Genomic DNA, 23,682 nt, shown 5'->3' with positions numbered 1-23,682 from the left:
CCGGCGTGGTTTAATTAATGTACCAGTGAGTATATTAATTAAAAAGTAATCAATTTAAGATACTCCTTATTTTGCCCTAAAAAACATTTTTAAATAAGAGCGAATTCATGAGCATAATTAAGACCGCAGTTGTTAGCATGATCATCATTTGCAGTGTGACCTTGTGGGGATGCAGCACGGATACTGCGGAAACAGAACAGGTCCCCTTTGTGATGGTGACTCAGCCGAATAGCACGCATAATGAGCAGAAAAGTTATGCCGGTGATGTGCAGGCACGCCAGCAAACTGCTTTGGCATTTCGTGTGGGGGGACAGGTCATCGAACGTTATGTGGATGTCGGTGATCAGGTGAAAGTCGGTCAAGTGCTGGCAAAACTGGATGTTAAAGATGCACAACTCCAACTCAATGCGGCCAATGCTCAACTGGAAAGTGCACAATCTGCGGCAAAAAATGCTGAAGATGAACTGAAACGCTTTAAGCAGTTACTGCCTATGAATGCGGTGAGTCGTTCGCAATATGATGCGGTGGATAACCAGCATAAAGCGGCGCTCTCGAACTTAAAGCAGGCGCAATCCAATTATGACGTCAGCCGTAACCAAACCAGTTATAACCAGTTGCTGGCCAATAAAAATGGCGTGATTACTGCACGTAATATTGAAGTGGGGCAGGTTGTTGCTGCAGGTCAGGCAGCCTATCAAATGGCGATTGCCGGTGATCGTGAAGTGGTGATTGGGGTGCCTGAACAGGCCATTTCCGAGATTAAGGTGGGTCAAAGCGCATGGGTCACCTTGTGGTCTAAACCGGAAGATAAATTTGCAGCCTATGTGCGTGAAATTTCACCTGCAGCCGATCAATCCCGAACCTTTAGCGTGAAAGTGGCGTTAGGTGAAGGCAATACTGCCATTCAACTGGGTCAAAGCGCGCGGGTGTTTTTTAACAAGACTGAGCACAATGTATTGAGTGTGCCTTTATCCAGTGTCTCTGCCAACGGTCAACAGGCATATGTCTGGGTGGTGAAACCTGATCAGACCATTCGTAAAGTGTCGGTCACTTTGGGCGCCTATGGCCGTGACAGTGTGCCGGTATTATCGGGTTTAACTGCCGATGATTATGTGGTGATTGGCGGGGTGCATTTGCTGCGTGAAAAACAAAAAATCCAGCCGATTAATCGTGAAAACCGTGCCGTGAAAATTCAGGCAGGGACTGCATTATGAAGCAAGACCTGAATTCTCAATCACGTTATAACCTGTCGGAATGGGCACTGAAAAATAAAGGCTTAATACTTTATTTTATGCTGCTTTTGGGCATAGTCGGAATCGTTTCCTATTCCAAACTGGCGCAAAGTGAAGATCCGCCGTTTACCTTTAAGGTGATGGTGATTCAAACCTATTGGCCCGGTGCAACCGCTGAAGAAGTTTCATTACAGGTCACTGACCGTATTGAAAAAGAACTGATGAGCACGGGCAAGTATGAACGCATCATGGCATTTTCACGTCCGGGCGAATCGATGGTGACTTTTGTTGCCAAGGACTCTTTACCCTCAAGTCAAATTCCAGATGTGTGGTATCAGGTCCGAAAAAAAGTCGGTGATATCAAACAGCAGTTACCCAGTGGCGTACAGGGTCCGTTTTTTAACGACGAGTTTGGCGATACCTTCGGCAACATTTATGTCCTCACCGGCAAAGATTTTGATTATGGGGTATTGAAAGAATATGCCGACCGCTTGCAGCTCCAGCTGCAACGGGTGAAAGATGTCGGCAAGGTCAACCTGATCGGCCTGCAAGACCAGAAAATCTGGATTGAACTGTCCAATACCAAAGCTGCTCAGCTCGGCATTCCAGTCACGGCGATTCAACAAGCGCTGCAGCAGCAAAATACCGTGGCCAGCGCCGGCTTCTTTGAAACCGGTACTGACCGTATTCAAATGCGGGTCAGCGGTCAGCTGCAAAGTGTCGATGAACTCAAGCAAATGCCACTGTTGGTGGCCGGTAAAACCATTCAATTGGGCGATGTTGCTGAAGTCTATCGCGGCTTTAGTGAGCCAGCTCAACCGCGTATGCGCTTTATGGGGGAAAACGGCATTGGTATTGCGGTCTCGATGCGTAAAGGCGGTGATATTCTGGCTTTAGGTAAAAACCTGGAAACGGAATTTGCGCAATTGCAAAAGTCTTTGCCTTTAGGCATGCAGCTACAAAAGGTTTCCGATCAGCCGGTTGCGGTAAAACGCAGCGTCAATGAATTCATGAAAGTGTTGGCCGAAGCGGTAATTATTGTTTTACTGGTCAGCTTCTTTTCACTGGGTTTCCGTACCGGACTGGTGGTGGCATTTTCCATTCCACTGGTGTTGGCAATGACCTTTGCCGGCATGAATTTATTCGATGTCGGGCTGCATAAAATTTCATTGGGTGCGCTGATTTTAGCCCTTGGTTTATTGGTTGACGATGCCATTATTGCCGTCGAGATGATGGCGATTAAAATGGAGCAGGGTTATAGCCGGCTTGAGGCCGCAGGCTTTACCTGGAAGACCACCGCTTTTCCCATGCTGACCGGAACCTTGATTACCGCCGCAGGTTTCTTGCCGATTGCAACCGCAGCATCCAGTACCGGTGAATACACGCGTTCCATTTTCCAGGTGGTGACCATTGCGCTGATTGTGTCATGGTTTGCCGCAGTGCTTTTTGTCCCTTACTTGGGTGATAAACTCCTCCCTGATTTTTCAAATTTGCCCCAAAAAGCACCCTGGTATCAACGGCTTTGGGCGCGTTTATGCAAGCAGCCTGAACCGCAACCGGTACAGCATCATGCCGGTGAACATCATGATCCATACCAGACCAAGTTTTATCAAAAGTTTAGAGCTTGGGTCGATACTTGTCTGAGCTACCGTAAAACGGTGATTGCCGCAACGGTGGGCATTTTTGTCTTGTCAGTCCTGATGTTTAAACTGGTGCCGCAGCAGTTTTTCCCGCCATCAAATCGTGCCGAAATTTTGGTGGATTTAAAACTGGAAGAAGGCGCATCGCTGACTTCAACTGAAAATGCAGTGAAAAAAGTTGAAAAATTCTTGTCGACCAAAGCGGGGATTGATAACTATGTGGCCTATGTCGGCACAGGTTCAACCCGTTTTTATTTACCGCTAGACCAACAGCTTCCACAGGCCAGTTTTGCCCAGTTTGTGGTCTTGGCATCTTCCCTGGATGATCGTGATGAAATTCGTCAATCTTTAGATCAGGAAATCCGTAAATTGTTGCCGGATGTGCGTACCCGTGTATCGCTATTAGAAAATGGCCCGCCGGTCGGTTATCCACTGCAATATCGTGTTTCTGGTGAAGACTTGCATCTGGTCCGTCAGTGGGCGCACAAAGTGGCTGCTGTGGTGGGAGATAATCCCAATACCAGCAATGTGCATCTGGATTGGGGTGAGCCAAGCAAAGTCATTCATTTGAATATTGATCAGGATCGTGCCCGTCAAATGGGCGTGTCGAGTCTGGATTTAGCCAATTTTTTAAACAGTTCAATCAGTGGGGCCACCATTAATCAATATCGTGAAAAACGTGAATTGATTGAAATTCGTCTGCGGGGTGATCAGGCTGAACGAGTGGGTGTTGAGGCCTTGTCCAGTCTGGCCGTGCCCACTGCCAATGGGGGTTCGGTACCGCTGGCGCAAATTGCCAAAATTGAATACGACTTTGAAGATGGTCTGATTTGGCATCGTAACCGCTTGCCGACCATTACCGTGCGGGCCGATATCCGCAGCAAATTACAGCCAGCCACCGTGGTCGGAGAACTGGCTGATAAAATGGATCAGCTGCGAGCCGAACTGCCAGGGGGGTATCTGGTTGAAGTGGGCGGAACCGTAGAAGAGTCGGCACGCGGACAAAACTCGGTCAATGCCGGTATGCCATTTTTCCTGGCGGTGGTCATGACCTTGTTGATGATTCAGCTCAAGAGTATCTCGCGTGCGCTAATTGTTTTGTTAACGGCACCTTTGGGCTTAATCGGGGTGGTGTTATTCCTGTTATTGTTCAATAAGCCTTTTGGTTTTGTGGCGATGTTGGGCACGATTGCACTTTCTGGCATGATCATGCGAAATTCTTTAATTCTGATTGATCAGATTGAACAGGATATTCAAGAAGGACATGATCCTTGGTCAGCCATTGTGGATGCGACCATGCGCCGTTGTCGTCCGATTGTGCTGACGGCATTGGCCGCGGTATTGGCGATGATTCCTTTATCGCGCAGTATTTTCTTTGGTCCGATGGCGGTTGCCATTATGGGCGGATTGATCATTGCCACCCTGTTAACCTTGTTCTTCTTGCCTGCATTGTATGCACAATGCTTTAAAGTGAAAAAAAACCAGCAAAGTACATAAATTTTTGATAATAATCAGGTGCGAAATATTGAAAATTTCAATATAGTAGCACTTGATATTTGTATACATTTCTATAAAGCAATTTACTGCGTATTAAAAAACTAAACGTGTAGTGAATGGGGTTAAAAAGCACATGAAGCAAGACAACTTAAGCCGACTTCGCCGTTCCATTGCGATCTCTTATGTCTTCATGTTCTTTGCTTTATTTACCGTGATTAGTGGCATATTTGCTTACTGGTTTGCGCGCAAAGTCACAAAAGTGGATAGTGCTGAAGTATGGCTTGAAGCTCAAGGGCTTTGGGTAATGCGAAATATTGTGATTTACTCTATTTTAGTGGTATTTGCTGCCCTCTGGTTTATTCCACTGATTTTCTTTTATTGGGATAGCGCACTTTGGGTAACCGGTTGTACCGTTGCTGGGGTAATATTTACGATTATCGCCTTTTTGTTTTTGCTTAATGCATGGCTTAAAGGTATCTCTCGATTTTTAAAAAATAAAGCCGTTTTCTAAGCTGGCTAAATTTTTTTCCATCATTCCCCTTGTAAAATTTGGATTGACCCCCAATTTCAGTCCACAGTTAAGCATTAATCAAATTCCGTGAGGAGCATCGCCAGACATGGCTAAACGTGATTATTATGAGGTTTTGGGCGTCGCTAAAACCGCTAGTGATGATGAAATTAAAAAAGCCTACCGTAAGTTGGCGATGAAATATCATCCGGACCGCAATCCAGACAACCCTGAAGCTGAAGATAAATTTAAAGAAGCTGCTGAAGCTTATGAAATTTTATCTGATGGCGAAAAACGCAGCATGTATGACCGTATGGGGCACAATGCCTTTGAAGGCGGTATGGGCGGCGGTGGCGGCTTTGGTGGTGGTTTCAGTGCAGAAGATATCTTTAGCCAGTTTGGCGATATCTTTGGTGGCGCTTTTGGTGGCGGCGGTCGTCAACAACAACGCGCACGTCGTGGCTCCGACCTTCGCTACGTCATGGAATTGACTCTTGAAGAAGCAGTCAAGGGCGTGAAAAAAACCATTACCTTTAGTGCACCTGCACCTTGTGATGCCTGTGATGGTAAAGGGTCAAAAAATCCGAAAGATGTTGAAACCTGTAAAACCTGTCATGGTGCTGGTCAAGTGCGTATGCAACAGGGTTTCTTCTCTGTTCAGCAAACCTGTAGCACCTGTCGTGGTCAAGGTACCATCATCAAGAACCCATGTAATAAATGTCATGGTTCGGGTGTGTCGGATCGTCAACAAACGCTGGAAGTCACTATTCCTGCAGGCGTGGACAATGGCGACCGCGTACGTTTAACCGGCAAAGGCGAAGCGATTCGTGATGGTCAGTCAGGCGACTTATACGTTGAAGTTGTGGTTCGTGAACATGAAATTTTCCAGCGCGATGGTGCCGACCTGTATATGGATGTGCCTGTCAGCATTGCTGATGCAGCTTTGGGTAAAGAAATTCAAATTCCAACCCTCGATGGCCGTGTCAGTTTGAAAATTCCTGAGGGAACTCAAACCGGTAAAATGTTCCGTCTGCGTGGTAAAGGGGTTAAACCTGTGCGTACCAGTATGCAAGGTGATTTACTCTGCCGCGTCGTGATCGAAACACCGGTGAATTTGACTGCTCGCCAACGTGAGCTGTTAAAAGAATTGCAAGAAACGATGGATGGTGAAGACAGCAAATCATCTCCAAAGAAAAAATCGTTTTTCGGTCTGTTTGATTAATTTCAAATGACGGTTAAAAAAGGGTGATCTTGATATCACCCTTTTTTATGCGCTTAAATTGGTTCATTGCTGATGGGTTGATCAATCGCACCGACATCTACCCTTTGCGTTACTGCTTGATCAGCCGGTTCTTGCTTGGTCGCTGCCGGATGATTTGCAGCTTGAGCCGGTGTAGCGTTATGGGTACGGATATTTATTTTCACTTGCGATAAGCTTTCTAAAGTATCTCCGGCTTGGGTTGCTGGTTCTGCCCATGCGGTAGTGAGGACTGTTGCCATAAAAATGCTTAATGCGATTTTTTTCGAATGCATGCTGATCTCCTTATAATTCATCTTTTGATCATTCGTGTCGCGTAGTCTGCGCAGTGATGTTTACAGGGAGATGAAAATTCGTAGCAAAATCATTTATTTTTAATATGGAACTTTCCATACAGCAATCGGCTTGGACTGAGCCATTTTATTGTGCTTTGGCATCAATATCCAAGATGACGGGTTAACCGGCTTTCAATAAAATTTTTTCAGACTGAAATTTAGTGTTAGTACAGAGTTTTGCTATAGTAAGAACAATTTAGAATCAACATTAGGAATATGTTATGTCAGCAGCTCCACGCATTGGTGTATTGGGTGCAGGCGGTCGTATGGGACGCATCCTTGTTCAAGCCGTTAAAGAAGCAGGTTACCAACTTGCAGCGGCTGTGGAACGCCCTGAAAGCAGCTTGATTGGTGCAGATGCAGGCGAGCTTGCCGGTATTGGTGCGGTGGGCGTGAAGGTGGTTGGCAATCTGCAAGACGTATTAAAAGACTGTGATGTAGTGGTGGATTTCACTGCACCGCTTGCCACTGCACAGCATTTAAAATTGTGCCGTGAAGCCGGCGTGGCCATTGTAATTGGTACCACAGGCATGAATGATGAACAAAAAGCCTTTCTTGATGACAGCGCAACCCAAACCCCAGTAGTCTATGCCGCGAACTATTCTGTCGGTGTCAATGTTTCAATCAAACTGTTGGAACTTGCCTCTAAAGTATTTGGTGACACGGTCGATATTGAAGTAATCGAAGCCCATCACCGTCATAAAGTGGATGCGCCATCGGGTACAGCCCTAATGATGGGTGAGGCAATTGCCGGTGCTTTGGGGCGTGACTTAAAAGAAGATGCGGTGTATTGCCGTGAAGGGCATACCGGTCCGCGTGAGCGCAAAAGTATCGGTTTTCAGACTATTCGTGGTGGTGACATCGTGGGTGAACATACCGTCATGTTTATTGCCGATGGCGAGCGTGTTGAAATTACCCATAAAGCGACCAATCGCATGAACTTTGCTTCAGGTGCAATCCGTGCTGCTGCATGGGTCGTGGGCCGTGAAGCAGGTAAATATGACATGAAAGATGTACTTGGATTTAACGATATTCAAGTATAAAAATGCATCAAAATCATTTATAACAAGACAACAAAATTAAAATAAGATGCTCAACGGAATGAAAAAAGTGATATTGATGGCTTGTGCTGTAGCAATGTTGGCTACAGTACAGGCTAAACCTGCCGATAATGCCAAGCTCAGCATTAATAAAAACAATATTAAAGTGTGGACCTTTCAAAACAGTCAAAACCCGGTATTTTTATACAAAGCTGAAACCACCTATGATGCTCCTTTAGAAAAAGCGGTTGGTCTGATTTTAGATATTGATCATGCAGTGCAATGGGTGCCGTATATGGGCAGTATTAAAGTGTTGTCGCGAGATGACAAAAAAGGCGAATTTTTATTGTATATGGTGCTGGATTTCCCTTTTCCGCTGAAAGATCGTGATTTGGTGGTACAAGGCAAAATGATGAAAGATGCCCAAGGTATCATCACGATTAAAAATAAAGCAGTCGATAAAGGCTATGCCAAAAATCCCGATTATGTACGTCTCACTCATTATGAAGGCGACTGGACCTTTCAGAAACTTGCCAATAATAAAATTAAAGTTTCAACCTATGGCTATGCCAATCCTGAAGGTGCTATTCCTTTAAGCTTTGTGAATATGTTTGTACAGCAGCAACCCTATCAGATGCTGCAAAAAATGAAAACCGAACTCGGCAAACCCTCTAGTAGTGCTGCCTTGCCTGAAGCTTTGCGTTAATCCATAACATTAAAAAGTCCGCATGATGCGGACTTTTTTTGGATATATGTTGAAATGGATTTTATGTGCAAGGTTGGTAATCCACTGCTTTATTAGCTGCAAGTTTCATTTGAAGCAATATCAACAGCAACGCCAGTGCACTCAATCCTGCACCGGTAAATGAAACTGCGGTATAGCTGAGACCTATATTCAGCACACTGGCTCCAGCAATCGCGCCTAATGCATTACCCAAGTTAAAGGCACCAATATTCACCGAAGAAGCCAAACCAGGCGCATCCTGTGCTACCGACATCACTCGCATTTGCAGCGGAGGAACTACGGCAAAAGCAGCAGCCCCCCAAATAATCAATGCAACTGCTGCTCCTAGGGTTGTGGTGGCCAAAACAGGGAACAGCAACATCATTGCAATTAACAGCAGTAAAAATCCAATCAGGGTTTTATCTAAGGACAGATCGGCAAATTTACCGCCCCAATGATTGCCGATAGAAAAACCGACTCCAATCAGTACCAGCATCAGGGTGATCAGTTCAGGTGAAGCATGAGTAAAGCTTTTTAAGCTGGGTGCAATATAAGTATATAAAGTGAACATCGCACCGGCACTCATTACCGTCGTCAGTAAAGCCAGTACCACAGGTAAACGGGTCAGGACTTTCAGCTCCTGTTTGATATTCGGTCGATGACTGCTTTCACCGTCAGGCAAGGCTTTCCACAGAGCAAACATGGTAACGAGACCAAGGGCAGAGATACCGAGAAAAGACATGCGCCAACCCATATTTTGTCCAATCCAGGTGGCCAGCGGTACACCGCCAATATTGGCAATAGTCAGTCCCATAAACATCATCGCCACAGCACTGGCCTGTTTATCTTTCGGCACAATGCTGGCAGCCACCACCGAACCGATTCCAAAAAACGCGCCGTGATTTAAACTGGTGATGATTCGAGCACCCATGAGTCCTAAATAGCTTGGTGCAAGCATGGCCAGAATATTGCCAATAGTAAAAATTGCCATCAGTAAAATCAGGGATTTACGTTTGCAATAACGACTCAGCCATAAAGTCATCAGCGGTGCGCCCAACATGACTCCAAGGGCATAGGCACTGATCAGCATGCCGGCACTGGGAATCGAAACCTCCAAGTCCTGTGCAATTTCAGGTAAAAACCCCATCGGAGAAAATTCGGTGGTGCCAATGGCAAAAGCACCCACAGCAAGAGCCAGTAAAGGAAAGTTAATTTTCATCAGCTAATTTTAATCCCAAAGCGGTGCAAGTTGTTCAGGACTGATTTCACGTGCATTACGGTTGAGTCGGGCAATGTTCGCCATTTCATCCTTTGTCAGTTGAATCTGTTGTGCCTGTAAATTGGCAATTAAATGTTCACGTTTGGTTGAGGATGGAATTACGGCAAAGCCTTGTTGCATTGCCCAGGCTAAAGCGATTTGGGCAGTTGAAGCCTGATGCTGTGCGGCAATATCCAGCAGCACGGGATCGTTCAGTACTTTGCCATAAGCCAAAGTCATATAAGAAGTAACATCAATATTTTGCGCTTGTAAAAAATCTACCAAGTGATGGTTTTGCAAATAGGGGCTGAGTTCAATCTGGTTGGTCGCAATATGTTCTAGACCAATGCTGTCAATTGCTTGATGAGTCAGTTCAATATTGAAGTTGGAAATCCCGATATGCTCGGTCAAGCCTTGCTGTTTTGCGTCTAATAAAGCCTGCATCACTTCAGCAATAGAGACTCCCATTTTCGGTGCAGGCCAATGAATCAAGGTGAGATTGACGGCGTCAGTCCGCAGTTTTCGCAAACTGTCTTTCAGACTGGGAATCAGTTTTTCCGATGCGAAATTGTCTGTCCAGATTTTAGTGGTGATAAATAGCTCGTCTCGATTGACCTGACTTTCAGCAATCGCTTGTCCTACTTCTGCTTCATTGGCATAAATTTGCGCAGTATCGACTGCGCGATAACCGACTTCAAGTGCAGTCTTAACAGAATCAATCACGGTCTGCCCAGATAAGCGAAAAGTTCCGAGACCAAATTTTGGCACAATCATGGTTTACTCAATATTTAAGTTTTTAAGATGGGTATTATTTTGATGCCTTTATTATTGCTAAAAAACCGGTTAATTTGCAAAATATTATTGATTGAAAATCAATAAATGAGTGGAAGATGAAATCGACCATTGAGGAACTCCATGCCTTTGTCACTATTGTGGACAGTGGTTCAATTGTCATGGCAGCAGAACGTTTGGGACAAACCACATCGGGTGTCAGTCGTGCCTTGCAACGGCTGGAAAACAAGCTGAATGTGACCTTGTTGGAACGCACCACACGCAAGCTGAAACTGACCCAGGAAGGTCAGTTATTTCTGGCAAAAGCCCGCAAAATTTTAAATGACTTGGCCGAAGCCGAAGATGCTTTACTGAAGTCGGACAGTGATACTTCCGGATTGGTTCGGGTTGATTCTGCAACTCCTTTTATCTTGCATGTAATCGTGCCTGTAATGCAGGAGTTTATGCAGCAATATCCGAATATTGAAATTGAACTGAGTAATCATGATCAGGTGATTGATTTGCTCGAACATAAAACTGATGTTGCGATCCGTTTTGGCGAGCTGCACGACTCCAGCTTACATGCCAAATTGTTGTACCGCAGCCGTTTATATATTGTCGCGAGTCCATCCTATTTAGAACAACATGCCATACCGCAGTCCTCAGAGGATTTAGCCTCACATATTTTATTGGGTTTTAGCCATCCGACTCATTTAAATACCTGGCCGATTCAGTTCAATGGTGAAGCATTTACGGCGCATCCAAAAATTAAAGCCTCTAATGGTGAAACGGTGAGGCAACTGGCTTTACAAGGGGTAGGAATTACCTGTTTATCCCGATTTTTAATACAGGAAGATTTACAGGCAGGTCGCCTGAAAGCCTTATTTGAAGATCAAATTGACCTGCATTATCAAAAAATCCATGCAGTTTATTATCGACAAGAACACCTGCCGAAACGCGTACGTCTATTTATCGAGTTTTTGGCACAGAAGTTAGCTGTGTATTTATAAGGAATTTAATGGTGGAATTTCCAAAAAAAATCTGCCCAAGCATTGCGGCTAGGCAGATTTAAATTCAGCGAGATCAAATAAAAATTAAAAATCCGCTTTTAACACAATCCGGTAACGCGCTTTGCCAGAATGGAGTCGCTCTAAAGCCTCATTCACTTGTGACATTGGATAGAGTTCAACTTGTGGCGCAATATTTTTACGTGCCGCAAATTTTAGCAATTGACGTAATGCAGCAGGTGAACCGGTAGGTGAGCCAGTAACCGATTTTGAACCCCCAATCAGCATAAAAGCAGAAACTTTTATCGGTTCTAAAACAGCACCCAACATATGCATGGTACCGTTTGGCGCCAGCGTATTGAGGTAAGCTGACCAATCTAGGCTCACATTGACAGTACTTAATAATAAATCAAGTTTGCCACGCTGTGCTTTGAGCGCTGCGCCGTCGCGGCTATTCACCACATGATCAGCGCCCATAGCTTTGAGTTCATCACTTTTATCTAAATTTGAGGTAAAAGCAGTAATTTCACAGCCCCAAGCTTTTAAGAGTTTAATCGCCATATGACCTAAGCCACCAATGCCGATGACGCCAACATGATGGATGGCCTGAATTTGATGTTTAAGAATCGGATCAAATACCGTGATCCCGCCACACAGCAGCGGACCTGCACTTTCTGGAGCTAAATCTTCAGGAAGAGGAATAATCCACTGCCATCCAGCACGGACTTTATCGGCAAAACCACCGGCATGACCGACAATGGTGGCTACTGGGCGACCAGTACATAATACTTGTTGGCCTGATACACACGGATCACAATGCTGGCAACTTTCAGCTGTCCAGCCAATACCGACGCGTTGTCCAACTTTCAAGCCTTTGGCTTCTGAACCCAACCGACTAATGGTACCAATAATCTCATGACCGGCAACCACCGGATAAACCGACGAGCTCCACTCATTATTAATTACAGAAACATCAGAATGGCATAAACCGCAATATTCAACTTTGACTTCAACCTGATGCGCTTGTAATTCTCCGGCATCAAATTGATAGGGTTCAAGTTCTGCACCCGCTTTCATAGCGGCATAGGCATGGATGATATTGTCACTCATGAGAGAATCCTTTTATTATCTTGTTGGTGTTTTAAAATGATTTAAAAGAGCAATGATTTTCATGATCATCGACCATACCGACTGCCTGCATAAAAGCATAACAGGTGGTGGGGCCAATAAATTTAAAGCCCTTATTTTTTAAGGCTTTGGATAGGGAAATACTGATTTCGGTTTGGGCGGGTGCCTGACGATAGTCCGGGACATCATTGTGAATGACCTGATGTTCAACAAAACACCATAACCATTCACTGACATTGCTCTGTTGTTGCTTTAATTCTTGGGTTAAATGTTGCCACGCAATAGCGTTGTCACGAATGGCTTTAAGCTTGCCGATATGCCGTATTAGACTAGCATCTTCACATTTCAGCTGAAGTTGTTCATCTGTAAAGGAGGCAATGGTTTCAATTGAAAATTGAAAGAACTGCTGTCGATAACTGTCGCGCTTTTTCAGCACGGTAATCCAAGACAAACCTGCTTGTTGTCCTTCCAGACACAGCATTTCAAATAAATGCGCTTCATCATGACTGGCTTTGCCCCACTCATGATCATGATAAGCGATATAAAGAGCATCATTCGAGCACCAACCACAGCGTTGAATCGACATTTCTGATGCTCCTGAAGGGGCTTAAAGCTTGAATTCAGCCCACTGATCCTGTTGACTATCCCAATAATAAAGCTCTGCCTGGGGCAAGTCGCTGAACTGAATCCACCTGTCTTGTCCGGTTTTTTCGGCAAAACCGGTGCTGATCAAAAGCGCTTCTTCGGTAATTTCCATCACCCAGCCTTGATGGCTTTGTCCAGCCAAAACAATTTTTTGTTGATTGCCTGATTCAGCAAATTCGACCAGACGATTGATCAACGCTTCTGACATGAATAGTTCCTAAAAAATTAACGTAAATAAGGATAGGGATTGACCACACCACGACCTTTACCCTCTAGGTAAATTCCATAGTGCAAATGCGGTGCCGTATGACGGGCATTGCCGCTATTGCCGACATAACCAATCAATTGACCTTTTTTGACATAATCGCCGACGTTTAAGCCGCGTTTATGCTTATCCAAATGAGCATAGTAATGCCAGGTTCCGCCAGGCCCCATAATCCAAACCACTTTACCACCCAAATTGTTATTGCGTAAGTCAGCAATTAAACCTTCTGTGGCACTCAGCACTTTTGTTCCACGTGGAGCCATGATGTCAATGCCTTCGTGGGTGCGTCCGTTACTTCGCGAAGCTGCCCAAGTGTCGCGTAACTGTCTGGCTTTTATATTGTGCACCGGAATAGGCAATGAAGATTTCAATTGCATACTTTCCAGCTTTTGTACCTGAGCAGGCGGAAGAGGGGGTGTTGAAGTTTTTTTCGGACTTGAGGTACATGCAGCAATCCATAGCACGCTAAAACCCAGTAATAAGGCATAAATAAAACGCAGCACAATTCATCCTTTTTCATTCTGATTTATGTGAAAATTATAAGAGTTACAGTGCCTGACTATGTCATAAATTGATGGTAGAGATCAATTTTTTCATCGCGGTAGGAATACCCATTTCGCTGACAATATTGGGAGCTAACCAGCTACCGCCTAATTCAATGGAAAGATGTTCTTGCTGCTCTGCATCTACCTCAAAGCAGATGGCTTCAAGTTGCCAGGTAAAATGAGTAAAGCTATGCGTGATTTCAGCTCGTTGAATGACTTTTTTGAGTCCTAAAGTCTGGCACAGAGTTTCAAATTCAATTGGATTTTCAATAATCGGCAAGCACCATAAGCCGCCCCATAAGCCGCTATTCGGACGTTGTTGCCATAACCACTGACCATTCGACTGATTGACTAAAACCTGTGCCGATTTGACCGGCACGGCTTTTTTCGGTTTTTTAAAAGGTAGTTCAGTTTCTAAACCCTGTTGATGGGCTTTACAATGAGGTTGCATGGGGCAATATAAACACAGCGGTTTTTTCGGGGTGCATACGGTTGCGCCCAAGTCCATAATCGCCTGGGTATAGTCATGATTACGCTCAACAGGGCACAGCTGTTCTGCCAGTTGCCACATCGCACGTTCATGAACCGGCTTAGACAGATCATCTTCAATGGCAAAGAAACGCGCCAAGACCCGTTTGACATTGCCATCCATAATCACGCCGTATTGACGCAAACCCAGCGACATGAGTGCACCGCCAGTCGAAGGGCCGATTCCGGGAAGTTCAATCCATTGCTCTAATGTGGTTGGAAAATGTCCCTGACGTGCCACCATTCCCGCAGCTTTATGTAAATTTCGTGCGCGCGCATAGTAGCCCAGACCTGCCCAATAAGGCGCAACATCATCCCAACTGGCAAGGCCTAAATCTTTAACCGTGGGAAAGCGTGTGATAAAGCGATCAAAATATTGCAGTACGGTTTTGACTTGAGTTTGCTGTAACATAATTTCAGACACCCAAACCTTATAGGGATCATCGACCACTTGCCACGGCAAATCATGACGACCATGGACATCGAACCAGGAAAGAAGGGCATCGGAAAAAGAAAACTGTGACATGCGAACCGCGTATTGGGAATAGATGAATAGTATAACGAAAACCGTGCAGCATTGCGGTGGTGAGCAGAGATAAAAAATGATGCCGCAGCATCATTTTTAAATTATTAAAATCTATTATTTACTCATTGGTCATGCCCCAGCGCTCATCCAGTTTTAAGGTTTGACCTTCATAACGCGGGATAATATGAATGTGCAAATGTTCAGAGGCTTCACCAAATACACTGCCATCATTGAAACCAATATGAAAGCCAGAAGGGTGGTGGCGCAGCTGCAGCTCATTACGTGCAAGCTCAAGTAAGGACATTAAGCTTTTACGTTCTTTGTCAGTAACATCGAAAAAAGAGCTGACATGGCGTAGAGGAACAATGACAGAGTGACCTTTGGATAATGCATTCAGCTCAGGTACAATCACACCAAAGTCATTTTTATCAATGATGTCATATTCATCAAAGTTGCAATAGGGGCAGTTGTTTTCAGTCATTATTCTATCCTCTTTAAAAATATAATTTTTAAAATATCCAGCTCACTGGAGGGCTAAAGATGGCACCGCCATCTTTAGCTTCATTGCTATTGACCAAGTCGAGTTTTTAATAACTCGTACATGGCAGATAAGCCTTGTTGTTCTGCGGCTGCATTATAGCCAAGATCAACATTATTGGCTTGGGCACGTTCATCAGCAAGTGGGTTGCTAAAACCATGTTTGGCACCTTCAAAGACAATCACTTCATGCTCGACTTGAGCTGCATGCATTTCTTCTTTAAAACGTGCGACATCATCCAGGCTGACCATGCTGTCGAGTTCGCCGTGGAGTACTAAAATTTCCGCTTTGACTTTTCCGGGCTGTGCAGGTGCTTTCGGTGTCAAGTTACCATGGAACGTGACCACCGCTTGTAAAGGAGCACCAGAACGTGCCAGATCAAGCACTACTTTGCCACCGTAACAGAAGCCTATAGCAGCCAGTTTATCTGCATTTACTTCTTGTTGCGCTGCTAATGTGACCAAACCTGCGGACGCACGAGTCACAATTGTTTCAGGATCTTCAAAGGTTTGCATCATCCATTCACTGGCTTCTGGCACTGCCGTGGTGACTTTCTTCTCGCCATACATATCAATGGCAAGGGCTGCATAACCATGTTCCGCAAGCTCACGGGCACGCTGTTCGGTGTATTCATTACGTCCCCACCATTCAGGTGCTACAATCACGCCCGCGATGGGTGTTTCTGATTCAGGTGCTGCAAAGTATCCAATCAAATGTGTTCCATCTGCAGCAGTGTACTGAATTTCGCGAGTTTTGATTGTTAAAGTCATGGATTCAATCCTTGTAATGAATGAAGAAAATATTATTGATTAAAATATGAAAATAAATGTCTTTAGTGATTGTACAAGATCGATTTATTTTGATTGCATATTATTATCAATAAATTGAAACATGCTGTTAAATCAGGTGATTTGAAAATATAACAAGTTAATAAATATAGATTTTTATTATATTGCACGGGTGAAGCAGGGTAGTAGCGATGGCTTGAAAAACAATAAACATGCTTATATTAAAAGCCAGTATTGAAAATGGATAGATTAAATCATTAAAAAATAGCGAGTAGGGAATGAGTACGGTCTGCGCTCATATTGATCTACCCGCAACTTTGCAATACCGAATAAATAGGGATTATTTAGATGATTTCGGCAGCACTTCAAGAAGTTCTACATCAAAAATTAAAGTGCTATTCGGTTCGATTGCATCACCAGAGCCAATTTGACCATAGCCAAGTTGTGCGGGAATAAAGAAGCGATACTGAGCGCCTTCCTTCATCAATTGTAAGCCTTCAGTCCAGCCTTGAATCACTTGGCTGACCTGAAATTCAGCCGGCTGATTTCGGGCAATTGAGCTATCAAACACTGTACCGTCTATTAAACGGCCTTCATAATTGACTTTAACCACTGAATTGGCTTGAGGTGATTTTCCTGTGCCTGGTTTTAATATTTGATACTGCAAACCCGATTTTGTGCTTTGGACACCGTCTTTTTTAGCATTGGCTTTTAAAAAATCTGTCCCAATTCTGGCATTGCTGTCAGCTTTTTGTTTAACTTCAATTAGTTGTTTGGCATCACTCAGCTTTTTATGTTGGGTCAGAACACGTGCCATTTCTTCATCGGTAAGAGAAGATTTACCGCCTTGAGCTGCAGTTTTTAAACCAAGCATGAAAGCATCCAGGTCCAAATCTTTAACAGATTCAGCATTGCTACGCCCCATCAGATAGCCAAAGCTGTAGCCGACCTGTTCATTTAAACTGCTGCTATTGGTCACGGGTTTTGCAAAGCTAGTCGTGCTAAAAAGACAGAAACAAAGCAATGTTATAGGTGTTTTCATTCTCTTATCCCAAGATAAATAAGGAGAGCAAAAGCTCTCCTTGAATTTTTTATTTTACTTTGATCAGTTCAACATCAAAAATCAGAGTGCTGTTGGCAGGAATCATTCCCGGAACGCCTTGTTCACCGTAGCCCAATTGAGAAGGGATATAAAAGGTCGCTTTACCGCCTTCTTTCATCAATTGCAGACCTTCCGTCCAACCCGGAATGACTTGATTTAATGGGAACTCAATCGGTTCACCACGTTCAATCGAGCTATCAAATACTTTACCGTCAACCAGCTGGCCTTTGTAATGTACAGTCACCATAGCGTTGGCAGCAGGTTGTTTACCTGTACCTTCCTTGATCATTTTGTACTGTAATCCAGAAGCGGTAGTTTTTATACCTGGTTTTTTCGCATTTTCAGTTAGGAAAGAGTCACTGGCAGTTTGAACTTGCTGTGCTTGCTGAACTTGCTTCTGTTGCATTTCCTTTTGGAATTGCTCATAAGCTTGTTGCAGTTCTTGTTCTGTATAAGCAGGTTTATTTCGAGCGTGGCCTTCACGTACACCGGTAACGAAACTATTGATATTTAATTCAGGTGGTGTTTGATGTGCAACCTCATAGCCAAGTGCATAACTGATTTTCTCGACAGCAGATGCATTCTTTGATGCTTTTGATGTCACAGTAGCCGGGTTTTGAGTTGCATAATAAACAGGTACAAGTGCAGCACCGCCTAAAAGAACAGCGACAGCGATGGGTAAGGCTTTACTCATAGGTTTTCCCAAATTCATTTTATATTCAAAAGTTGCATTAATTTTAGCAGACTTTTCTATCCAACACGTTTCGCAGAAGCGCTATTGTACAGAAATTCAATATATTCTTATCAAGCCCGTTATTCTATAACAGACTGAATATATAAAACATTTTTAATACAATTAAATATCAGCTTTTTATTTAATTCGATAGTGAATTATAAATTATTTTCTTTGCTACTGTCTTTCCAAGCCAGATTATTTTAGATGAAAATGATCTTCAAAAAAAAAGCCAGTGAAAATCACTGGCTTTTACAATAAATCCATTCAATCGATCTGGATCAAATCTGTTTAGTCATTGTCTTTTGAAGCTTTATAGCCATAGGCATAGTTATAACCATAACCATAACCGCCAGTCGCGCGTTGAATATCATTCAAAATGAAACCATTGACTTTAACGCCGACTTGTTCAAAGCGGTTAATTGTTAATTCAAGTTCTTTCATCTGTGATTTTGCATAACGTGCAATGACTAAATTCACACCGGCATATTGTGAGATGATAATTCCGTCAGTCACGGCAAGCACAGGAGGGGTATCAATAATAATATGATCATACAGCGGTGAGACCTGATCTAAAAGTTCTGATAACTTTGCCGAACTTAAAAGTTCGGAAGGATTCACCGGACTCTTACCACGCGTAATGACATCTAAATTGTCAACTTCAGTTGATTTAATAATACTTTCTAATGTTTGCTGAGTATTTAAATATTCAGCCAAACCCGGCTGGGTGTCATAATTGAAATATTTATGTAGATAACCACGACGCATATCTCCATCAATGATCAATACGCGTTTATTACTTTGCGCCAAAATGGTCGCCAGGTTTGTAGAAATAAAGGATTTTCCTACCTCTGGTGCAGGGCCCGAAATCATAATGATATTATTTTTGGCCTGACTCATGGCAAAGTGAATTGCAGTACGCATGCTGCGTAAGCTTTCAATCGCAATATCATCGCCATTTTTAATGGCTAAAATAGGAATATGTTTGTTCTTTTTCAGCAGTTTAACGCGGCTTTCTTGAATAGCGGAACGCGGAACTGTGGCATATACAGGTAAATCCAGTTCATTTTCAATTTGACTTGCATCTTTAATGCCAGAGCGCAGCATATTGCGCAGCAGGGCTAACAAGGTTCCAAGGAAACCACCCAGGAAGAGGGCTAAAATAAGAATCTGTAATTTTTTCGGCGCAATGGGTTTAATTGGCTCAACGGCTGTATCTACAATACGCACATTACCAATTTCACCTGCTTTGGCAATACGCAGTTGCTGGTAAGAATTCAGTAATGCCGTATAAAGCTGGGTTTTAACCTCAACCTCACGATACAACTGTAAATAGCGACGTTGTAAATCAGGCAGTTGTTTTAAGGTGTCATTCAACTCTGCTATTTTTTTATTAATTGCTCCTAATTGTGCATTCATTTGCTGCATCACTGGGTGTTCATTGGTATATTTTGCCGCCATTTCAGCTTGTTGCTGTTCCAGCTGTGATTTTTGCGTCTCTAAGGTAATGCTTTGAGTCAAATACAATTCAGATTCTTTGGTGACATCAACCGTATTATATTGTTGACGGAATTTGTTAAATTCACGTTCTGCCACATCAAGCTGCTGTTTTAACTCAGGTAATTGTTCATCTAGGAATTTTAGCGTTTGTGCTGTTTCTGCAGAACGACGTTCAATATTTTGTTGGCTATAAGCCACCAGAATAGCATTCAGAACGTGGGTGATATGTTGTTTGTCCTGACCTTGATAATTCAGTCCTAAAATACCGGTAAGCTTGCCTTTTTCAGCCACAGAATAATTCTGTGTAATGGACGTCATAGCTGCAGGCAAAGACATTTTTTGAATATTATAAGTGTCTTTGAATTGATCTTGAGTATAAATAGCGACTTTCCACGTGCCATGTTCTGCAGTGTGTAAACTCTCTTGATTGATGGGTGCACTAAAAACAATTTGTTTAGTCTGAGCATCGGTTAAAGTGAATTTGTTTGCATTAAAATTAAGTAACAAATTTTTGTCTAAATAATAAGCTGGAACTTCAAATTTTCGCACATCAAAAGATTTGGCATCGTCTTGGAATAAAACTGATTTTGCTTGATATTGAGTTTGATAATCATGCGGGCTAAGTAAACGGTTAAAGAAACTGGTTTCGGTACCGGAAATTTTTACATCCAGGTTCAAGTGTTTAATGACAGAACCCAGAACTAAACGTGATTTAAGCAGTTCAATTTCAGCTTGAGCGGGTTGTTTTTGCTCAATCATGCTGGAGAGATCGCCCAATAACGCAGCAGAGGTGCCTTTACTTTCTTCGACTTGTACTAATGCATCGACCGCATAAGTGTCGGGTGTGGTTCTTAAATATAACAACGCACAGACCAAACTTAAAATCACACACAGTGCAATCAGTTTCCATTGCGCAATGAGTGAGAAAAATAGCTCTTTTAAATCAATTGTATCTTCAGTATTGGTATTTTGGCTCATAATTTTGCTATCAAAAAGTTAAATATGTTGTGTCCAGTCGCTGATACAATCTTGTATTAACTGACTGGTTTCATTGAAGACCAATTGCTCATGCTGATAAGGATCAGGCACATTTCTGCCTCGCCAATGTCCTAGACGGAAAGTTTTTCCTTTCGCAAAAGGCCAGGTCTGCTCTAAATGCTTTTGTTGATTTTGACTCATGACCAAAATTAAATCGGCTTTTTTAATCAGCTCGGTATTCAACTTTTGGGCAATATGAGGACTCATATCGATACCTAAACGCTGCATACAGAGTATGGCTTTTTCATCCGCGGCATGACCGGTTAAACCGGAAATACCTGCCGACACTATATCAAGCTGCGGATACTGCTGTTTTAATAAATATTCAGCCATTGGACTACGACAGATATTGCCTACGCAAACCACAAGAATATTCTGAATTTGCATTATTGCCCCAGGCGATCCAGATTATAAAGTGCATTTGAGAACGGAATAACCTGGTTCACGACACGCTGCCAACGCGCCAAACCTGAAGCATCGACATAGACAATATCATTGCTGCGCATTTTGAACTTGTTGGCTAAACCAAAATCGGCAATGCTGGTTAAATCTAATTGATACACTTCTGTAGAAGTATCAACAGCATTGCTACGAACCACGTAAATTTTACTGCGGCTGGCAGAGAGCGGATTTAAACCTAAACTTTCACCTAAAACATCACTCAGACTCATGCCTTGGTCACGCATAGGCAAGGACTGGTTTTTACCCGACTCACCCATCACGTAAATTTTCTGGTTTTCACGTGAATTGACATACAGGGTATCATTCGGTTGTATTAATAAGTTATGTAAAGAAAGTCCGGCTTTTTCCAGCTCAATCGTATTGAGTTGATAAGTACGGCCTTGTCTGATTAGAGTAATAGAGGCATTGTCACCCTGTTGAGAGTTCACACCACCCGCCATGCCTAAAGCCGTATACACACTGACAGGTTGATCGCTCAGCGCAAATTGCCCGCTTTTACTTACATTACCTTGCACAGAGAAGCGCTGGCCTTGATAAGACAACACCCGCGCAATTACGTCAGGGGTTTTTAAATAACGCGCAAGCTGGCTACGCATCTCCTGATTGACCTGAGTTAAAGACTTTCCTGCAGCCTTATAACGACCAATCATAGGAAACTGGATATAGCCATTTTGATCAATTTGATAGCCATTGGCCTGAGCAGACTGTTCAGTACTCACTGAACTTGTTGGAGGGGTTATATCTGGATAAGCCCATAAATAAATGGAAAGAATATCGCCCGGACTGAGTTTATAATTTTTATGGGAAGCATTAAATAAATGTGCATAATCTTGACGAAGATTAATTTCGGCAGGTTGTACCGCAAATAAAGATTCTTGAGTGAGTCTGATGACATTCACCTGAGTGCCTAAATCCGTTTGGTAAACTCCTTCACTTGGTAAATCATAAGTTTGTAAACCAGAAGTAATAGCACAACCTGTCATGGAACAACTTAAAACCAATAAAGCAGTATATTGAATTTTTCTCACTCTAAATCCTGTTTTAAAAATTATTAAAAACTTCAATTAAGTTATTCTACCTTTCTAATTATAAAAAAAATATAACAAATTGTAAGCTGTTTACTATTTATAAATAGATGAAAGGTGTTAGAGAAAAGAAGATAAATCTATTATAAACTTAATAAAAACCTATCTTTTAAAAATTATTTACTCAGGTTTTTAATTGATTTTTATATAAATTAGCAACAGAAAATACTTGATTTTCTGATATAGTTCTTAGCGTTTTTATTCACCTCTTAGATTATATAAATAAGCAAGGCTCAAAAATGCTAACTTTGTCAGAACTCAAGATTGCCGTGATTGGTTTAGGATATGTCGGTTTACCTTTGGCGGTTGAATTTGGAAAAAAAGTACCTGTAGTTGGCTTTGATATTCATCAAAAAAGGATTGATGAGTTAAAAAGTGGCCAAGACCATACTTTAGAAGTTTCACCAGAAGAATTAGCACAATCATCTCATTTAACTTATTCAGCCAATTTAGAAGACTTAAAAGACTGTAATTTCTTTATCGTAACGGTTCCAACCCCTATTGATGAGTTTAAACAGCCAGATTTAACGCCGCTTGTAAAAGCTTCAACCAGTATTGGCAAGGTGTTAAATAAAGGGAATGTGGTGGTTTATGAATCCACCGTGTACCCAGGTGCAACAGAAGAAACCTGTATTCCAGTTTTAGAGCAAGTTTCAGGTTTGACTTTTAATCAGGACTTCTTTGCCGGTTATAGCCCAGAGCGTATTAACCCGGGTGATAAATTACACCGTGTCACCAATATTTTAAAAATCACTTCGGGTTCTACACCAGAAGTCGCGGATTTTGTTGACCAGGTTTATAACTTGGTGATTGAAGCAGGTACGCATAAAGCCTCAAGTATTAAAGTTGCGGAAGCAGCAAAGGTCATTGAAAACACGCAGCGTGATGTAAACATTGCTTTAATTAATGAACTTGCCATTATTTTTAATAAAATGGGCATTGATACTGAAGCGGTATTAGAAGCAGCCGGTACCAAATGGAACTTCTTACCTTTCCGTCCAGGTTTAGTGGGTGGGCATTGTATTGGTGTAGATCCGTACTACTTAACTCATAAAGCTCAAGCCATTGGATATCATCCTGAAATTATTCTGGCAGGTCGTCGTTTAAACGATTCTATGGGTGCTTATGTGGTGACTCAGCTTGTCAAAGGCATGATCAAGAAAAAAATTCAGGTTGAGGGTGCCAAAGTTTTGGTACTCGGCTTAAGTTTTAAAGAAAACTGTCCTGATATTCGCAATACTAAAATTATTGATATTGTGCATGAGCTTAAAGAATACCATATGGATGTAGATGTATATGATCCATGGGTAGATGCAAGCGAGGCCGAGCACGAATATGCGGTTACGCCTGTCCAGTCAGTAAAAGCAGACACTTATGATGCAGTGATTTTGGCAGTGGCGCATAATCAATTTAAAGAAATGGGTGTAACTGAGATTCGTGCTTTAGGTAAAGCAAATCATGTTTTATATGACTTGAAATATGTACTTAAAACAGCTGAATCTGACCTCCGTCTTTAATCATTCATAGCA

The 23,682-nt window shown here is 42.8% G+C and carries 23 protein-coding genes; 8 read left to right on the top strand and 15 right to left on the bottom strand.

Annotation, left to right across the window (positions count from 1 at the left end):
* Window positions 1–107 precede the first annotated feature (107 nt).
* The 4 genes from E0H80_RS13015 to dnaJ all read left to right on the top strand — a co-directional run bounded on the left by E0H80_RS13015 (window position 108) and on the right by dnaJ (window position 6,099).
* Complete coding sequence (locus E0H80_RS13015; protein WP_131366478.1) at window positions 108–1,214, top strand: efflux RND transporter periplasmic adaptor subunit; 1,107 nt, start codon at window positions 108–110, stop codon at window positions 1,212–1,214.
* Window positions 1,211–4,369: an efflux RND transporter permease subunit gene (locus E0H80_RS13010; protein WP_131366476.1), complete on the top strand. Its 3,159-nt coding sequence runs from the start codon at window positions 1,211–1,213 to the stop codon at window positions 4,367–4,369. The genes E0H80_RS13015 and E0H80_RS13010 overlap by 4 nt, the downstream gene beginning before the upstream one ends.
* A gap of 133 nt (window positions 4,370–4,502) precedes the next feature.
* Window positions 4,503–4,880 carry a hypothetical protein gene (locus E0H80_RS13005; protein ID WP_131366474.1) on the top strand — a complete coding sequence of 126 codons (378 nt, stop codon included), beginning with the start codon at window positions 4,503–4,505 and terminating at the stop codon, window positions 4,878–4,880.
* A gap of 106 nt (window positions 4,881–4,986) precedes the next feature.
* The gene (dnaJ, locus tag E0H80_RS13000) at window positions 4,987–6,099 is read left to right on the top strand and encodes a molecular chaperone DnaJ (protein ID WP_067864815.1); all 1,113 of its coding nucleotides are present in this window, start codon (window positions 4,987–4,989) and stop codon (window positions 6,097–6,099) included.
* A gap of 53 nt (window positions 6,100–6,152) precedes the next feature.
* On the opposite strand, the gene E0H80_RS12995 is transcribed toward dnaJ, so the two are convergent.
* On the bottom strand, window positions 6,153–6,410 hold the full coding sequence (locus E0H80_RS12995; RefSeq protein ID WP_131366472.1) for a hypothetical protein: 258 nt from the start codon (window positions 6,408–6,410) through the stop codon (window positions 6,153–6,155).
* Between the two features lie 281 nt (window positions 6,411–6,691).
* Between E0H80_RS12995 and dapB the strand changes: the two genes are divergently transcribed.
* Together dapB and E0H80_RS12985 are read left to right on the top strand one after the other, a co-directional pair.
* The gene (dapB, locus tag E0H80_RS12990; RefSeq protein WP_131366470.1) at window positions 6,692–7,513 is read left to right on the top strand and encodes a 4-hydroxy-tetrahydrodipicolinate reductase; all 822 of its coding nucleotides are present in this window, start codon (window positions 6,692–6,694) and stop codon (window positions 7,511–7,513) included.
* 58 nt (window positions 7,514–7,571) lie between these two features.
* Complete coding sequence (locus tag E0H80_RS12985; RefSeq protein ID WP_131366468.1) at window positions 7,572–8,216, top strand: START domain-containing protein; 645 nt, start codon at window positions 7,572–7,574, stop codon at window positions 8,214–8,216.
* 61 nt (window positions 8,217–8,277) lie between these two features.
* Here the strand turns inward: E0H80_RS12985 and E0H80_RS12980 are convergent, their stop codons facing one another.
* Both E0H80_RS12980 and dkgB read right to left on the bottom strand, forming a co-directional pair.
* Window positions 8,278–9,453 carry an MFS transporter gene (locus E0H80_RS12980; RefSeq protein WP_131366466.1) on the bottom strand — a complete coding sequence of 392 codons (1,176 nt, stop codon included), beginning with the start codon at window positions 9,451–9,453 and terminating at the stop codon, window positions 8,278–8,280.
* A 9-nt stretch (window positions 9,454–9,462) separates the two neighbouring features.
* Complete coding sequence (dkgB, locus tag E0H80_RS12975) at window positions 9,463–10,266, bottom strand: 2,5-didehydrogluconate reductase DkgB (RefSeq protein WP_131366464.1); 804 nt, start codon at window positions 10,264–10,266, stop codon at window positions 9,463–9,465.
* A gap of 116 nt (window positions 10,267–10,382) precedes the next feature.
* On the opposite strand from dkgB, the gene E0H80_RS12970 reads away from it, so the two are divergent.
* Entirely contained in the window at window positions 10,383–11,273 is an 891-nt protein-coding gene (locus E0H80_RS12970; RefSeq protein ID WP_131366462.1) for a LysR family transcriptional regulator, read from the top strand.
* 84 nt (window positions 11,274–11,357) lie between these two features.
* Here E0H80_RS12970 and ahr read toward each other — a convergent pair whose 3' ends face one another.
* From ahr to E0H80_RS12910, 12 genes are all read right to left on the bottom strand, one after another.
* Entirely contained in the window at window positions 11,358–12,380 is a 1,023-nt protein-coding gene (gene ahr, locus E0H80_RS12965; protein WP_131366460.1) for an NADPH-dependent aldehyde reductase Ahr, read from the bottom strand.
* 31 nt (window positions 12,381–12,411) lie between these two features.
* Window positions 12,412–12,984 carry a DNA-3-methyladenine glycosylase I gene (locus E0H80_RS12960; protein WP_131366458.1) on the bottom strand — a complete coding sequence of 191 codons (573 nt, stop codon included), beginning with the start codon at window positions 12,982–12,984 and terminating at the stop codon, window positions 12,412–12,414.
* Window positions 12,985–13,005: 21 nt separating this feature from the next.
* On the bottom strand, window positions 13,006–13,251 hold the full coding sequence (locus E0H80_RS12955) for a hypothetical protein (protein ID WP_131366456.1): 246 nt from the start codon (window positions 13,249–13,251) through the stop codon (window positions 13,006–13,008).
* 17 nt (window positions 13,252–13,268) lie between these two features.
* Entirely contained in the window at window positions 13,269–13,811 is a 543-nt protein-coding gene (locus E0H80_RS12950; protein WP_131366454.1) for a M23 family metallopeptidase, read from the bottom strand.
* A gap of 61 nt (window positions 13,812–13,872) precedes the next feature.
* Window positions 13,873–14,907, bottom strand: coding sequence for an A/G-specific adenine glycosylase (gene mutY, locus E0H80_RS12945; RefSeq protein WP_131366452.1), 1,035 nt, complete (start codon window positions 14,905–14,907; stop codon window positions 13,873–13,875).
* A 118-nt stretch (window positions 14,908–15,025) separates the two neighbouring features.
* The gene (locus E0H80_RS12940) at window positions 15,026–15,388 is read right to left on the bottom strand and encodes an HIT family protein (RefSeq protein ID WP_131366450.1); all 363 of its coding nucleotides are present in this window, start codon (window positions 15,386–15,388) and stop codon (window positions 15,026–15,028) included.
* Window positions 15,389–15,474: 86 nt separating this feature from the next.
* Window positions 15,475–16,215 (bottom strand): dienelactone hydrolase family protein, encoded by a 741-nt coding sequence (locus E0H80_RS12935; protein ID WP_131366448.1) that lies wholly within the window; start codon window positions 16,213–16,215, stop codon window positions 15,475–15,477.
* A gap of 358 nt (window positions 16,216–16,573) precedes the next feature.
* Complete coding sequence (locus E0H80_RS12930) at window positions 16,574–17,275, bottom strand: FKBP-type peptidyl-prolyl cis-trans isomerase (RefSeq protein ID WP_131366446.1); 702 nt, start codon at window positions 17,273–17,275, stop codon at window positions 16,574–16,576.
* Window positions 17,276–17,324: 49 nt separating this feature from the next.
* On the bottom strand, window positions 17,325–18,029 hold the full coding sequence (locus E0H80_RS12925; protein ID WP_131366444.1) for an FKBP-type peptidyl-prolyl cis-trans isomerase: 705 nt from the start codon (window positions 18,027–18,029) through the stop codon (window positions 17,325–17,327).
* A gap of 330 nt (window positions 18,030–18,359) precedes the next feature.
* The gene (locus E0H80_RS12920) at window positions 18,360–20,546 is read right to left on the bottom strand and encodes a polysaccharide biosynthesis tyrosine autokinase (RefSeq protein WP_131366442.1); all 2,187 of its coding nucleotides are present in this window, start codon (window positions 20,544–20,546) and stop codon (window positions 18,360–18,362) included.
* A gap of 18 nt (window positions 20,547–20,564) precedes the next feature.
* Window positions 20,565–20,993 (bottom strand): low molecular weight protein-tyrosine-phosphatase, encoded by a 429-nt coding sequence (locus E0H80_RS12915; protein WP_131366440.1) that lies wholly within the window; start codon window positions 20,991–20,993, stop codon window positions 20,565–20,567.
* Window positions 20,993–22,051, bottom strand: coding sequence for a polysaccharide biosynthesis/export family protein (locus E0H80_RS12910; RefSeq protein ID WP_131366514.1), 1,059 nt, complete (start codon window positions 22,049–22,051; stop codon window positions 20,993–20,995). The genes E0H80_RS12915 and E0H80_RS12910 overlap by 1 nt, the downstream gene beginning before the upstream one ends.
* Window positions 22,052–22,392: 341 nt before the next feature.
* On the opposite strand from E0H80_RS12910, the gene tviB reads away from it, so the two are divergent.
* Window positions 22,393–23,670, top strand: a complete 1,278-nt coding sequence (gene tviB / locus E0H80_RS12905) for a Vi polysaccharide biosynthesis UDP-N-acetylglucosamine C-6 dehydrogenase TviB (protein WP_131366438.1) — start codon at window positions 22,393–22,395, stop codon at window positions 23,668–23,670.
* Window positions 23,671–23,682 lie beyond the last annotated feature (12 nt).

Source organism: Acinetobacter sp. ANC 4779 (assembly GCF_004331055.1).
GTDB lineage: Bacteria > Pseudomonadota > Gammaproteobacteria > Pseudomonadales > Moraxellaceae > Acinetobacter.
The sequence above is the reverse complement of the archived record's forward strand: the minus strand, read 5'-3'. Positions and strand labels throughout refer to the sequence as shown.